This window comes from Armatimonas rosea, from assembly GCF_014202505.1.
Lineage (GTDB): Bacteria > Armatimonadota > Armatimonadia > Armatimonadales > Armatimonadaceae > Armatimonas > Armatimonas rosea.
In genome coordinates, this window is record NZ_JACHGW010000004.1 from 261,227 (window position 1) to 274,764 (window position 13,538).

The window sequence follows — 13,538 nt, forward strand, 5'->3', positions numbered from 1 at the left end:
ACGGAGCTGCCAGGGTTAGGTACACTGGTAGCATGCGATCACTCTGGCGTCGGCCCTGGGTCTGGGGCCTGCTGTTCTTTCTCGGTCTCCTGGTGGTCTGCCGTGGCTCGGGAGCGACCCCCGCTGTTTTGATCGAGCTAGCGTGCCTTAGTGTCGTCTTCGTCATGGCCGCTACCTGGGGCATCTTCCACCCCAAGCGAATCTTTCCCCATGGCAGTGTCGCCGTCCGAGATGCCCTGCTCGCCTCGGTCGTTGTCTTTTTCCTCACCCGCGGGATCCTTGCCATCGCCTCCGTCAACAACGACCGCCTCTCCACCGACATCCCCGCGATGGGCCCTTACTTCCCGCTCCTAGCCTCTGGGGTTCTCAGCATATTGCTATTTCCCGTGTTGCTCTGGTTCAACCTGACCCTCGTTGCGCTCGCAGGAATGGCCAGCAAGAGTGCCCCCGCTGCAGAGCGCTCGATCCTCCCTCTCTTTTGGCCGGTTCTGTTTGTCTCTGTCATCTTGGACATCCTGATTCTTGCTGCGGGTAAGACGAGTGGCCCAGGAGGCGTCAACCGCGCGGAGCACCTCTGGCCAACGATGGGTGCGAGTGTCTTCTCTCCCTTGACAGCACTCTTTCTCACCCTTGAGCTACAAGGGCATGGGAAGGACTTCTCGCACGTAACCCAGCGCCTCCGCGTGTTTCTCCAGCGTCGGTGTACCCGACAGCGGGGCTGGGGCCCCCGAGACTTTCGTGGTCTCGTCCTAGGCGGTATCACGGGAGTCCTCACCCTCACTCTTCTATCGTCGCCGCTTCTCTACGCCTTTATTGCCCCCTACGAAGGGATTGCCTACTCCGCTGCCACCCAGCTTGGTAACCAGTCCAGCATCCTGAGCGGTGCTCTAGAGACAAACGAGCGCCTCTCGATCCCTGCTCTGGCAGCCGTACTCCCAAAGAACCCCGAGCGGCTCCAGGCACTGCAGAAGATGGTGCTGATCTCCTACGACGATAGCGCACGGCACATGGCCCTCAAGACATCGGAGGCCCATGTCCAAGCGCAGCTATTGAAGCATATCGCCGTCGGCCACCCTAGGGCGATCACGCTTCCCTTTAGCCACGATGATCCCGATGCCCCGCTGGGGACACTGATAAAGTCTGCTCTCCCACGCGCGGAGCCCGGCCGCCCCCGTGAGAGTAGCGACTACCCCGAGCTCGCAAAGGCGATCAAGGCCGCAGGGTGCGTCTATCTGCTTCCTCTCTCAAGCCTAGACAACGATGCCAAGACAGAGAGCTCACCCCGTGCGGCCCTCTTCCAGAGTGCCTACAAAGTTGCGTCGCACCGCCTGGACATCAGCGGCTCACCGGATATCCCCGCCCTCAATCTCAAGCAGTCGCCTCCCCCCCTTGCCCTCGCACTGGCGCAAGGGGAACGCTCCAGCATGCCCCAAGGCGAGCAAGTGCTGATCGACTACCGCCACGAGCTGCCGCAAGTCCGCCTCCCCATCGCGGCCTCACAGATTCTCCAGGAGCAGAGCCTCTACGACCCGGTGAGCCGTACGTGGAAGCCAGCGAAGGAGTTCTTCACCGACAAGTATGTCTTTATCGAGCCGCTCTCACCGCGGCTCCGCGCCACCCCGCTCGGGCTTCGTAACGAGATGGAGGTGCATGCTCAAGCAACCGCGACATTGTTACAGAAAACGCACTTTACAGACTCTCCCCCGCTCTCGACCGTCCTCCTTACCCTTGTGGTAGCCGCGCTCGTGGGGCAGCTCTGTGTCGGGCGTGCGCCCCTGGAGTCACTCTGGAAGATCGCTCTTCCGCTTCTTTTAGTGATCGGGGTGGGAGTCGTCTTCACCGCGTTTACTCCCCAACGGGTTAATCCCGTGCTGCCCATCCTTGGCGGGATTCTCTCCTTTGTGACGGTCACGCAGTTTACGTTTGCGATGGAGCGCGACGAGCGCACGCGCAACCGGGAGCTTCTTGGGCGCTTTGTCGCACCGCAAGCAATCGACGAGATCCTCAAAGACCCGGAGGGCAAGCTGGGGCTGGGTGGAACGCGCCGCCGGATTGTCGTGCTGTTTGTGGATGTGCGCGGCTTCTCTGGCTTTGCGGAGAAGCGAACGCCGGAAGAGGTGGTGACGACGATGAACCGCTACCTGGCGATCATGACCGATGTGCTCAATTTCCACGAGGGCATCCTGGATAAGTACACAGGAGATGGCCTCATGGCTCTGTTTCTCGTGGAGGAGGTGACCCAGTCGATTGACGTGCTGCGCGCCGTCGAGGCGGCCCAAGACATGGCACGAGAGGTCCAGGCACTCGCTCAGACCATGAAAGCGGAGGGAGGAGACGCACTTGCGGTGGGAATGGGCCTACACTACGGCGAGGCCGTTGTGGGAATGGTGGGCCACCCTACGCGCCAGATCAACTACACCGCCCTGGGTCACACCGTCGTGGTGGCCGCACGTCTCCAGACCCTTGCTGCGGGCGGAGAGATCATCCTCAGTGAGGCGGTCTACCGTGCCCTCCCCCCTGGCAGTATCGCCGGCGAGCTGGGCGAGTCCGTGACAGTCAAGGGCGTGGCCGAGCCCGTGCCGATCTACCGAATGCGAGTCCCGGAGAAATGACAGAAACGACGAAGAGCCACAGAGCAATTGCTCTGTGGCTCTCGATATCCGTTCTCGGTTAAAACCTACGGAGGCGGGGGCTGCATCCCCTTCGGCGCGGTGCCGGCCGGGGGCTTTACCTGGGTGGAGACATTGGCAGCGTTCTTGGCCGCCTCCGACTCCTCCTTGGACTGCTTCTCGCCACAGCCTGCGAGCACCAGGAGAGGTGCCGCCACCGTGAGGGCAAGAAGGAAAAGGGAGATTCGCTTGATCATATTGATTGAGCTCATCCCGGGGGCCAGGCCCCCGGGACTTCCTTTCTGAGGACGATTACTGCTGAGGACCAGACTCGAAGCGGGGATCCCACAGGTACTTCGAGTAGTCGGTCACGCGGGTTGCGGTACAGTTCAGCGCCAGGTTGACGTTGTTGGTACCGGAGGCCATGTAGCCCACCTTCTGGAACTTAGCATGGCCATCGGCGAAGGTCACGTTACCACCCTCGTTGTGACGGAACGCGAAGCCATCAGTATTGCCCCACTTGCCGTTGACAGCACCACCCGCGGTGGAGTAGTAGCTGACACAGCCGATTCCCCAGCCTACACCGGAAGGACCGTAGAAGTACTTCTGGGAAGGATAGGCATCGGGCGGGTTGACGGTACCACCCAGGACGGTAGCGGCACCGAAGGCATCGCGTGCACCGGAGTCGGTGACGGCGACGATGTCCGCGGGGCGGCCGATCGAAGCGACGGAGACGCCACTGAAGTACTGCAGCGCGGCGTTACCCGGGTCGCCGGAGGGGTTCAGGGTGCTGAGGTAGCCGTAGTTGTAGCCGTAGCTAACCAGGTAGCAAGCCGTGAAGGCGTCGGTGGACTGCGGCTTGTCCGACGGGCAGCTGTAGATGCCCCAGTTCTTAAGATAAGGATAGATGGCGACGGTCCACATCATACGGGGTGCAGCAGCAGCAGCATTGATGGGGTTGACCGGGCGGGGGCTCTGGTTGGTGAAGTGCAGCGGGTAGGTTTCATCGTAGTCCTGGGCATACATCATCATGCCAAGACCAATCTGCTTCATGTTGGACAAACAAGCTGTCGCGCGGGCCTTCTCACGAGCCTGTGCAAAAACAGGGAAGAGGATAGCAGCGAGGATAGCGATAATCGCGATCACAACAAGGAGCTCGATGAGTGTGAATGCTCCCCGTGTACGTTTTTGAGACATAACTTCCGATACCTTTCGATTTTTCAGTCAATCTAAGAGATTACCAAGCCACCTGTCACCTCTGTGCCACTCAGGTAGCTAAATAGAACTTTCCAAATGATTCAGGACAGTACCAGCCTGTATAGTGCCATAAATTCTGGTTTCTGTCAAATAATTCGGTAGCCTACTCAATTACGGTTAGACGGGCAACTCCTGCAGAAGTTCCAGGATTCCTTGCAGATACTCCGTCAACCGGTTGCTGGACTCTCCCTCCGCCAAGCGTCGGCTCAGCTTCTCAAAGGGACGAACTTCGACACCGCCACTTGCTCTTGGAACCACCACGGTAGACTCGTGCCACGCGGGGGCGAACTGCCAGAGCCCGTCCAAGGTTCGCACGATCACCTCACCGACATAGCACCCGGCGTAGAAGATAACCAGCTCCCGCTGGGCGTCTGGGAGCAGCGCGTAGTGCTCGTCGGAGCCGGCCAGCAGGCCGTCCAGCGTCCCGAGGGATGCCTGAGAGTAGTCCAGAAGGAGATTGCTTGCCGCGGCCTGGCGCACCAGAGTCTCGGCGTAGAGCCCCACGGTCTCGTGATCGAGCCTCATTCCCCGAGATAGGCCTTCTTGACCTCAGGGTTGGTCCGCAGCTCGGCCGCAGGTCCCTGGAGCGTGATGCGCCCGGTCTCAAGGACGTAGCCCCGGTGTGCGACCGCAAGCGCCTTGTTTGCGTTCTGCTCGACGAGAAGAACGGCGACTTTTTGCTCCTGGTTGATGGTGGTGATGATGCGGAAGATATCCTGGACAATCACTGGGGCAAGCCCCAGCGACGGCTCGTCCATCATGAGGAGCTTGGGCTTGCTCATCAGCGCACGGCCAATCGCCAGCATCTGCTGCTCGCCGCCGGAGAGTGTCCCCGCACTCTGGGTGAGGCGCTCACGCAGGCGGGGGAAGAGGTTGAGCGCGTACTCGTAGTCCGAGGCGATCCCAGCCTTGTCTTTGCGCAGGTAGGCCCCCAGCTCCAGGTTCTCTTTCACCGTCATGTTGGCAAAGATCCGCCGCCCCTCCGGGCAGTGTACGAGGCCACGCGAGACGATGGAGGCGATTGGCGTCCGGGTGATGTTCTCCCCCAGAAAGGTGACCGAGCCGGTCTTGGGGCGCACCATCCCCGAGGCACTGCGCAGGAGCGTGCTCTTTCCCGCTCCGTTGGCCCCGATCAGGGTGACAATCTCGCCCTCATCCACCGTGACACTCACGCCGCGCAGGGCATGGATCGCGCCATAGAAGACATCCAGGTTCTCAAGCTTAAGCATCGGCCTTGCCCCCCACATCCCCGAGCCCATCGCCGTCTTCATCGCCGAGGTAGGCCTGAATGACCTTCGGATTGCTCTGGATCTCCTCGGGCGTCCCATGGGCGATTGGTTGCCCATAGACCAGCACCGTGATGTTCTCACAGACTCCCATCACCACATTCATGTCGTGCTCGATCAGCAGGATCGTCACTGAGAACTCATCACGGAGCCGCCGGATCAAGTGCATGAGATCGTCGGACTCTTGTGGGTTCATGCCCGCCGCGGGCTCGTCGAGAAGCAACAGACGGGGCTTGGTTGCCAGCGCCCGCGCGATCTCGAGGCGGCGCTGGGCACCGTAGGGGAGATTCTTGGCCTGCTCGTCCTTAAAGTTGTAGAGCCCGAGCAGCTCCAGCAGGTGTCCCGCATCGGCGGTAGCGCTCTTCTCGACTTTCTCAAAGCCAGGTGTGCGGAACACAGTTGCGGCGAGGCCGATCTTCTCCCGGACAGCGGCGGCGGTGCGGACATTGTCCAGAACCGAGAGCTCGCTAAATAGTCGGATATTCTGAAAGGTCCGGCAGACCCCGCGCTGGGCGATCTCATGGGGTTTCTTGCCCGCAATCGAGGCCCCCTCAAAGAGAATATCGCCCTCGGTTGGGGCGTAGACCCCGGTGAGGAGGTTAAAGACCGTGGTCTTCCCTGCGCCATTGGGGCCGATCAGCCCGGCAAGGGCTCCCTGCTCGATCGTCAGGTTGACCCCGTTGACCGCGGTCAGTCCCCCGAAGCGCTTGATAACATTTTTGCATTCCAGAAGCGGCATACGAGGCAAGAGTATACCACAGCGACACTATTCTTGAGGGACATCGTCGTCGAACAGCCCGTCGGTATCCAGAATATGGGCCGCGACCTCGGTGGGGAACTCCTGGCGCACCCAGTCCTCGGCGGCGATCACCTCGGCATCGTGCCGTCCCCGCCAGAACACCATCTTCCGGTAGCCACGCCTCAGGTTTGCGATCTGAGCAGTCTGTTGCTCCCGCAGGATATCCAGCTCATCTTCCAGCCGTGCCACCGCGACATCTTGGGCGTAGAGCCCCTCCAGCCCCTCCGTGAGCTCGGAGATCAGCCGCTTTGCCGCCTCTTTTTTCTCCGCAGACTCCCCAGACTCGGCCTCGTGACGCTCAAGCCAGCCTCGCAGGTAGGCGATCAGAGACTCACCATCACGGCGCGGGTCCCCCCCCATCCGCGTGATAAACGCCGTGAATGCCTGTCGGTCCTCAAAAACTTCGTCCGGGATATCCATCGCGTGCTCCGTACCTACCGACACTTGGAACTCCCCGACGGTTGCAAAGGTTTTTTTCACACGTCGGCTGCGGGCTTCACCGCCGGGTTGGCCTGCGGTGCCAGCAGAGCCCTCTCAACCGCCTGGCGTACGGTCTCGACACCAAAGAGCTCTAGACCAATCCCCTGCGACTCCCGCCCGATGTTTTTTTGTGGCAAGATCGCCCCCCCGAAGCCGAGCCCAGCGGCCTCTCGGAGGCGCTTCTCGATCTGCGTGCAGCTGCGCACCTCGCCGGAGAGGCCGATCTCCCCCAGGAAGACATGGTTGCCCCCCACCGGCCGGTCCAGAAAGCTCCCCGCCACCGCGAGCGCGATCGCCAGGTCCGCCGATGGCTCCTCGACCCGAACGCCACCCGCGACCGAGACAAAGACATCCATGTTGGCTAGGGTCAGCCCCAAGCGCTTCTCCAGAACGGCTAGCACCAGCGCCACCCGGTCCCGGTTCACGCCGTTGGTGACCCGCCGCGGGCTGTTGAGGTAGCTCTGGGCCACGAGCGCCTGCACCTCGACTAACAGCGCCCGAGAGCCCTCCATGGTGGCCGTGACAGTCGAGCCGGGGCTGCCGATGGGGCGCTCCGCAAGAAACGCCGCCGACGGATTCTCCACCCCGACCAGCCCCTCGCTGCGCATCTCAAAGATCCCTAGCTCGTCGGTGGAGCCAAAGCGGTTCTTCACGGCGCGCAGGATGCGGTAGGTCAGGTGGGCGTCGCCCTCAAAGTAGAGCACGGTGTCCACCATGTGCTCCAGGACACGTGGCCCGGCGATCGCCCCCTCCTTGGTGACATGCCCCACCAGAAAGATCGGGATGCGCTTGCCCTTTGCCAGCGCCGCGAGAGCACTGGTTGCCGCCCGCACCTGGGAGACCGTCCCCGGCGCGCTGTCCACATCGGGCGAGATCATGGTCTGGATCGAGTCGATGACCAGGTACTTGGGCTTTAGCTGCTCCACAAAACTGGCGATCACCCCGATATCGGTCTCCGATGCCAGCAATAAGTCCGAATGCAGCGCCGAGAGCCGCACCGCCCGTAGCTTGATCTGCTCCACCGACTCCTCGCCCGAGATATAGAGCGTCGTCCCGTACTGCGCCGCAAGATTGCCGCACAGCTGACTCATTAACGTGCTTTTTCCCACCCCTGGTTCCCCCCCAATCAGGGTAAGGGAACCAGGGACAATCCCTCCGCCGAGGACGCGGTCAAACTCGGCAATGTGGGTGGACTGGCGCTGGCGCTCGCTGATCTCGATCTCGGTGATGGGCCGGGGACGAGACTGCGCCGCGCCCATATGAGAGAAGCTCCCTCCACCGGCACGAATCTGCGCTGTGAGCGTCTTGGTCTCGCGGATCGCCTCTTCGACAAGGCTGTTCCACTCCCCACAGCTCGGACAGCGCCCGGCCCACTTGGGCTCGACATGAGCGCACTGCTGACAGACAAATCGGGTGGTTGCTTTGGCCAATATCCTACTCCACCCTAAGCTCAGACCAGGTCGCGACATCAAGGACGCGCTCCAGTACGTTTCGACTCATGAGTTTCTCCAGTAAGTGCTTGGGATGTTTCTGTCCCATCAAAAGTCCTCCCAAGTCCTCACCTAAAGTTTTGGGGCTGGGGCGGCTGGTAACTCCCTAAGCACTCCGTAAGGCGGAAAGGTGTTGACGCCAAAGACTCGATGTTTTTGTCGAGGAACTAAAAGCGCTTGGGCACGCTGTAAGTATACGGGAAAACAAACGAAAAGTCCCCGTCCGCAGGTGAGGTGAGGTGGTCTTAAAGGAGAGACAACACTGTCTCCCAGTCGTCAAAAGCTGCGCTTAGTGGGACTTACGGCGACGAACAATCGGGACTACCAAAATAGTGGTTCCCAGAAGTGCCAGCGTTCCTGGCTCAGGAGCAGACGCTCCCACCAGAGAGAGAGTTGTAGCCGTGGTACTGGAGATGCGAGTGGTGATGGGTCCAAAAGCACCATTACTAAAAGTTGTCGTAACAAGAATGTAGGTAGTGCCCCCAGTAAGAGCGCGGGACATCTGAGAGAGTGCCCCGACCCCGGTGTCATCATCGGCAACGAGTGCATTGGTAAGCGGACTCGCTGGATTGAAAGAGCCCTGATACAGAACCAGAAACGTATCATCTGCCGTTCCAGGAGATAGCGTTGCCGCTATAGTCTCGAACGTGTAGGTCTGCGTGGAGTTCGGGATGAACGTGAGAGCTCCGTAGCTAACCGCCGTTCCTACACCACTGAGCCCCGTGGGCGGTGTACCTGTCAGTGGTCGGTTGAAGGTCGGAGATGCTGCCGAGAGTGTGGTGACGTAGCTATAGGGGGTCGCAACGGTTTGGGCGCGTGCATTGGGTGTGAGGGATGCAAATGCCGCAATACTTACAAGGAGAGTGAGAGAGCGAGAAAACATGAGACAAACTCCTTAAGGAAGGGTTAGTTCAGAGATCGGTCTATTCCGATTGCGGTGAGTATGACAGAAGAAACCTATAAACGCAAACACTATTTAATAAAGCACTACTACCGGTGTAGGCTCTCGGAGATTTGCACGAAGCGGAAACCCCGTCGCCGCAGCAACGCAACTATCTCGGGGAGGGCTTCGGGGGAGTGCCAGCCACGGCCGTTCATGTGCTGGATGACGATCGAGCCGGGCTTGGTCTGACGACTGACCTCCCGCAGAATCTCTTTGGCGGAGCTCTTGGGGTCCGGGTCGCCGGTCTCGACATCCCAGAGAACCGTGGCGAGCCCGTAGCTCTCAGCGACCTTGACCGTGAGGGGGTTCTGCTCGCCGTAGGGAGGGCGGAACGCCTTGGGCTTGCGCCCGGTGAGCTTCTGGTGCACCGCTAGCGCCTGCTCCAGGTCCGCACGCATCTGCTTCTCGGTGAGCTTGGGAAAGTGCGGGTGGAGGTAGCTGTGGGTGGCAAGCTCAAAGAGCGGGTCACGCGCAAGGCTTCTTGTGACATCCGCGTGCCACTCCATCCAGCGCCCCCCGAGAAACAGAGTCGCCGGAACCCGCTCCCGCCGCAGGATCGCGATGATCTCAGGCGCATAGCCTGCCGGTTTGAGGGTCTGGCAGGCATCGAAGGTGAGCGCGACGACGTTCTCTGTGGTGGGGAGGCGGCGGAGGAGCATGCCCTATCTTAACACTTGCGCCAACGAAAGAGCGGAACGGCGGCCAGCCCGGCGAGAATCAGGACAGAGCCAGGGGCCTCAGGAGTAACGGTGGTCTGTAGCTTGGCACCACCGGGACCACTAATCCGGTTGGTGATCTGGCCCCCCAGCCGCGGGTCGGATGTCGTGGTCACGAGGGTGTAGCTCGATCCCGCACTAAGGTTGTAGTCGAAGGAAACCAAGTTGTCCGCCAGGCCCCCGCCTCCCGGAGAGGAGATCGCGTAGAGCGCGTTGACGAGCGACTGGGTCGGGTCGAAGCTCCCTTGGTAGAGCACCAGTGCGGTCGGTATGAAGCCCCCTCTTTGACTGGTAGTATTGATCGTCTCCAGCGTGTAGAGTCCCGTTGTATCAGGCGTAAAGGTCAGAGAGCGGAACAGAAACTCACTAAGCCCCGAGGCAACGGTGGGAGGCGCACCATCATCGGGCCGAGCGAAACGCGGGCTCGATAGATCGAGCACCGAGAGATACGTGTACGGAGTCGCGACAACCTGCGCGTGTGCAAGCGCCCCGAAGGAGAGCGCCGAGAGCACGATGGCAAAACGAGTGATGAAAGAAGTACCCATGCCCCAATTCTGGGTTCGTGCCGTGGCCGTAACGTGGTCGAGATCTCCCGTTTTAGCGCTTTTTGTAAAAGTTTACTCCGGCTCGGCGCTGCCTTCCAGCACGAGCCCCTTGGTCTGGGGGAACTTCTCGTACCAGAGCGCGAGCACATCGCGCAGGTGCTTGGCGTAGCGGTAGTGCGCCCCCGTCCCCGTACGTAGCTCCGCCTCGTAGAGAAACTTATCGGCGGTCGTGGTGTGCTCAAAGGGAAACTGCGTCCCCAGAAGCGTCTCGTAGATATAGGCAGGGTCATTTTGGAGCAGGCGTAGCTCTGCCAGCTCGCTTGCCTTCTCGCCCACCTCGGCCCAGTGGTCCGCATGCGGATGCTCGTCCTGAGCGGCGTAAAACCCAACCGGACGCAGGGGGCAGTACTTCGTTCCCGTGCGGTGTCGGTTCAGGTCGCGAATCTCCGCAAAGGCAATTCCATCCCAGCCAAAACGCACCGCCGTCCGTCGTAGTCCCTCCCCGATATAGGCGTAGCGGTTGTTGTGAAAGGCAAGATCGGCGGCAAAGTCGAGCGCCCCCGAGGGCAGCATTACGTCCAGAAACGCTTGGGCCTGGGCTTTCTTCCCGCTGTGCCACTGCGCACTCACTTGCTCCGCAGCCAGCCCGACCACGGTATTCTCCAGCTTTCGGGCGTGCTTGATCAGCCGCGGCGCGGAGAGGCCCAGCTCCTCACGGATGCGCTCGCCGCAGCGGACGGCCTCGGGGAGCGGGTGCGAGAGAAGGTGCTGGCACACACTCACCCAGGCCCGCGCCGACTGGACCAGCATGGCGTTGGTACGCACAGCAACCGGCAGAAAGTAGCGCGCTCGGTCAAAGGCGAAGTTGCGCCGCATCCGCGCCGCCGCCTTCTCGTTCACCCCCGCCGGAATCCGCACGCGCTCGGGCTCATCGAGTGCCACCTGCTCCCAGTAGGCAAGCGCCTCCCGGTAGGCCGCAAACGCCGCGCCCATGCGCTCCTGCCACGCGTCGCCGTCGGGGATTCCCAGCTCCTCCGCCGAGAGAAGCCCCTCCTCATCAAGCTTGATGTAGCGCGTGCTGCTCTCCTGCCCCCCGGCGGTCGGGCTGATGCGGAAGAGCTCGTAGGCAAGCCACATGGAGATGCCGTCGATAAAGAGCGCCACTGGGGTCATGTCCGCAATACTGGCGTGACCGTAATCAACCATCTTGAAGATGCCATCGACGGACTTATCCAAGTTGTTCGGGTCGATCCGCGCTAGGATCGCCTCCAGCCCTTCATTGGAGCGGGAGTAGCGCGCGCCCGTGGCAGCGAGCAGCTCGGGAGTGAGAGCCGGACGACCGGCGGCATTGGAGGCTTCGGTGGGCCGAAGCGAAACATTGGTAACACGCATGAAAAATCGTGCTATAATATCAGAATGCCCCTCTGGTCGCCAAACCAGAGAGGCAATTGCTACTTGTTGCTAGTGCTTGATAAATCGCAGGACCGACTCAACGATCTTTACGATTGACGCGAGCACTCCCAAGACAGTAGCAGACGATTGAAGCCAACGCTTCAGTTTACTGTTGAAAGAGCGGGTATCTGATTGAGCTTGCCGGCATGGATCAGATACCCTTTCCGTTTATTCATTTTTCTTCCTCTTCGGTGATGTCACCGATTTAGTTTTTAATTGCCATACGCATCCCTCAACCTCCCCACAGGTAACCACCAGATAATGGTGCAACCTGGGTGACACGCACAACGGGAGATTGTATCGCCTCCAACCCTTCATTCGTGCGAGAGTATCGCGTGCCTGTCGGGGCGAACTGCTCCGACGAGAGGGCAAGACTACCGGCACCATTGGAGGCTTCGGTGGGCCGCAGAGCGACCTGGGTAACACGCATAACGGGCCTATTATATCGGCACAGAAATCGTGCGGCTATCATTCAGCATGATCGAAAAATGTCCCGCGAGCCGGGATGGAAATCATCCGGCTATGGGGCCTTCGGCCACCTCCTCGTGCCTCATCGGTACACTCTTGTTCCGAACGAAGCGAGGCGGCGCAACGCGCCCTACAGCAGGACGTTTACCGTCCCTGGGGACAAAAAATGTATGTTACAATCGTGACTACCCAGCCACCAAGGAGCCACCGATGCAACATACAAGAGGAAAGTTTGCGATACTACTTAGCCTAATCGTGTGTCTGGTCTGTCTGGGGGCAGGGTGGGCGGTTCGGCGCGAGCTGGCACAGCGGGCTCTGAACCGGACTCTGGTCGAGGCGGCGCGGCGCGACGACCTCCGCGGGGTCCGCGCTGCCCTACAGCGGGGCGCAAGCCCCAATACCCGCGCAACGTACCAAAACCAAGTGACCTCACTGCCAGATGTCTGGAAGTGGCTCCGACACGATGAGGAACTCTTCTGGCACGACGCCCCCCTGATCGGCGAGGTGGCCGAGAACGGGGGCAAGAACGACGAGGCTATCCTCAAAGCTCTCCTCGATGCCGGGGCCGACGTGAACTCCTGTGATAACCTCCAGCGTACGGCGCTCATGGGGGCTGCCGGGGGAGATCGTGTCCCCTTGGTGCGCCTCTTGCTTCGCTATGGTGCCGATAGATCCCTTGTCTCGCGGCGCGGCTGGACAGCGCTCGACGAAGCCAAGGAGTACAACCGCACCCGAATTCTCCCCCTGCTTCGCTAGAGACAGGGCCTGAAAGGCCCCGTCTTGGCCGCTCCGTTCGTTCCTCACTTCGCGAAGCGGCCCGAGGCCGCACCGAATTCCGCCACCCGCTATTTGGGCGCAACCTGCCGAAACTCCGATGACAGGCCGTTGTAGACGGGCTGCCAGCGTGCTTGGAGTGTTGCCCAGTCGGTCTCCTGCGCCGCCCAGAGCTCGTCCCAGTAGGCGTTGGCGGCAGAGAAGTTAGTCAGGGCACTGGTCTGGGCGAGCTCGATCCCAAAGGTGAGAATCCGCAGGCTATGGAAGAGGCTCTTCCAGCCCGTGAGAGACTCCCCCTCCACCGTGATCTTTTTCTTCGCCTTCACAAAGCTGTGGGATGCCTTTTGTGCAAGCGAGTGGCGCAGGGTCGGGAGACTAAGGGTGAACGTGCAGTACGACCGCAAGGGGCTTTCGGGAACAAAGTAGGCTTCGAGCGCGTTGATCTGGTGAGCATCAAGGTGTGCCTGCAGATCAACCAGGTTGTAGGTCTGGAAATCACATCCATCAAACACTAGTTCACTAAAACTCACACCATTATTTGCAGGAAAAACAACGAAATAATCAGAATCAGAGTCAGGACGTCTGGTCCCGTAGACCTGGGAGCCAAAGGGGATGTAAAAGGTCTCGGGGGGCCACTGATTTCTGAGAGTCAGCTCATGAAATTTCATAGATTCCCTATCGCCATGCATGAACCCTCTGTTAAGTGGGTAGAATCACAA

The 13,538-nt window shown here is 60.5% G+C and carries 14 protein-coding genes and 1 pseudogene; 2 read left to right on the forward strand and 13 right to left on the reverse strand.

What is annotated here, in order from left to right; all coding sequences use genetic code 11:
• The first annotated feature begins 32 nt into the window (after positions 1–32).
• The gene (locus HNQ39_RS20675) at positions 33–2,612 is read left to right on the forward strand and encodes an adenylate/guanylate cyclase domain-containing protein (protein ID WP_184201252.1); all 2,580 of its coding nucleotides are present in this window, start codon (positions 33–35) and stop codon (positions 2,610–2,612) included.
• 65 nt (positions 2,613–2,677) lie between these two features.
• On the opposite strand, the gene HNQ39_RS20680 is transcribed toward HNQ39_RS20675, so the two are convergent.
• From HNQ39_RS20680 to HNQ39_RS20725, 11 genes are all read right to left on the reverse strand, one after another.
• Complete coding sequence (locus HNQ39_RS20680; RefSeq protein ID WP_184201256.1) at positions 2,678–2,881, reverse strand: hypothetical protein; 204 nt, start codon at positions 2,879–2,881, stop codon at positions 2,678–2,680.
• 40 nt (positions 2,882–2,921) lie between these two features.
• Positions 2,922–3,806 (reverse strand): DUF1559 family PulG-like putative transporter, encoded by an 885-nt coding sequence (locus HNQ39_RS20685; RefSeq protein ID WP_184201259.1) that lies wholly within the window; start codon positions 3,804–3,806, stop codon positions 2,922–2,924.
• A 177-nt stretch (positions 3,807–3,983) separates the two neighbouring features.
• Entirely contained in the window at positions 3,984–4,391 is a 408-nt protein-coding gene (locus HNQ39_RS20690) for a hypothetical protein (protein ID WP_184201262.1), read from the reverse strand.
• On the reverse strand, positions 4,388–5,095 hold the full coding sequence (locus HNQ39_RS20695; protein ID WP_184201265.1) for an ABC transporter ATP-binding protein: 708 nt from the start codon (positions 5,093–5,095) through the stop codon (positions 4,388–4,390). Before HNQ39_RS20695 ends, HNQ39_RS20690 begins: the two co-directional genes overlap by 4 nt.
• Positions 5,088–5,891, reverse strand: coding sequence for an ABC transporter ATP-binding protein (locus HNQ39_RS20700; RefSeq protein WP_184201268.1), 804 nt, complete (start codon positions 5,889–5,891; stop codon positions 5,088–5,090). Before HNQ39_RS20700 ends, HNQ39_RS20695 begins: the two co-directional genes overlap by 8 nt.
• Before the next feature lie 27 nt (positions 5,892–5,918).
• Entirely contained in the window at positions 5,919–6,431 is a 513-nt protein-coding gene (locus HNQ39_RS20705; RefSeq protein WP_184201271.1) for a hypothetical protein, read from the reverse strand.
• Positions 6,428–7,861 (reverse strand): DNA repair protein RadA, encoded by a 1,434-nt coding sequence (radA, locus tag HNQ39_RS20710; protein ID WP_184201274.1) that lies wholly within the window; start codon positions 7,859–7,861, stop codon positions 6,428–6,430. Before radA ends, HNQ39_RS20705 begins: the two co-directional genes overlap by 4 nt.
• 349 nt (positions 7,862–8,210) lie before the next feature.
• Positions 8,211–8,804 (reverse strand): PEP-CTERM sorting domain-containing protein, encoded by a 594-nt coding sequence (locus HNQ39_RS30940; protein WP_484476952.1) that lies wholly within the window; start codon positions 8,802–8,804, stop codon positions 8,211–8,213.
• 107 nt (positions 8,805–8,911) lie between these two features.
• Positions 8,912–9,523, reverse strand: a complete 612-nt coding sequence (locus HNQ39_RS20715) for a polysaccharide deacetylase family protein (protein WP_184201277.1) — start codon at positions 9,521–9,523, stop codon at positions 8,912–8,914.
• An 8-nt stretch (positions 9,524–9,531) separates the two neighbouring features.
• On the reverse strand, positions 9,532–10,125 hold the full coding sequence (locus HNQ39_RS20720; protein WP_184201280.1) for a hypothetical protein: 594 nt from the start codon (positions 10,123–10,125) through the stop codon (positions 9,532–9,534).
• 72 nt (positions 10,126–10,197) lie between these two features.
• Positions 10,198–11,517 carry an FAD-dependent thymidylate synthase gene (locus tag HNQ39_RS20725; RefSeq protein ID WP_184201283.1) on the reverse strand — a complete coding sequence of 440 codons (1,320 nt, stop codon included), beginning with the start codon at positions 11,515–11,517 and terminating at the stop codon, positions 10,198–10,200.
• A 738-nt stretch (positions 11,518–12,255) separates the two neighbouring features.
• Between HNQ39_RS20725 and HNQ39_RS20730 the strand changes: the two genes are divergently transcribed.
• A complete protein-coding gene (locus tag HNQ39_RS20730; protein WP_184201286.1) occupies positions 12,256–12,801 on the forward strand; it encodes an ankyrin repeat domain-containing protein in 546 nt (181 codons plus the stop codon).
• 89 nt (positions 12,802–12,890) lie between these two features.
• On the opposite strand, the gene HNQ39_RS20735 is transcribed toward HNQ39_RS20730, so the two are convergent.
• Both HNQ39_RS20735 and HNQ39_RS30865 read right to left on the reverse strand, forming a co-directional pair.
• Positions 12,891–13,349 carry a hypothetical protein gene (locus HNQ39_RS20735; RefSeq protein ID WP_221290185.1) on the reverse strand — a complete coding sequence of 153 codons (459 nt, stop codon included), beginning with the start codon at positions 13,347–13,349 and terminating at the stop codon, positions 12,891–12,893.
• A pseudogene (locus tag HNQ39_RS30865) lies at positions 13,350–13,508 on the reverse strand (nucleotidyltransferase domain-containing protein); the annotation flags it as partial.
• Between the last annotated feature and the right edge of the window lie 30 nt (positions 13,509–13,538).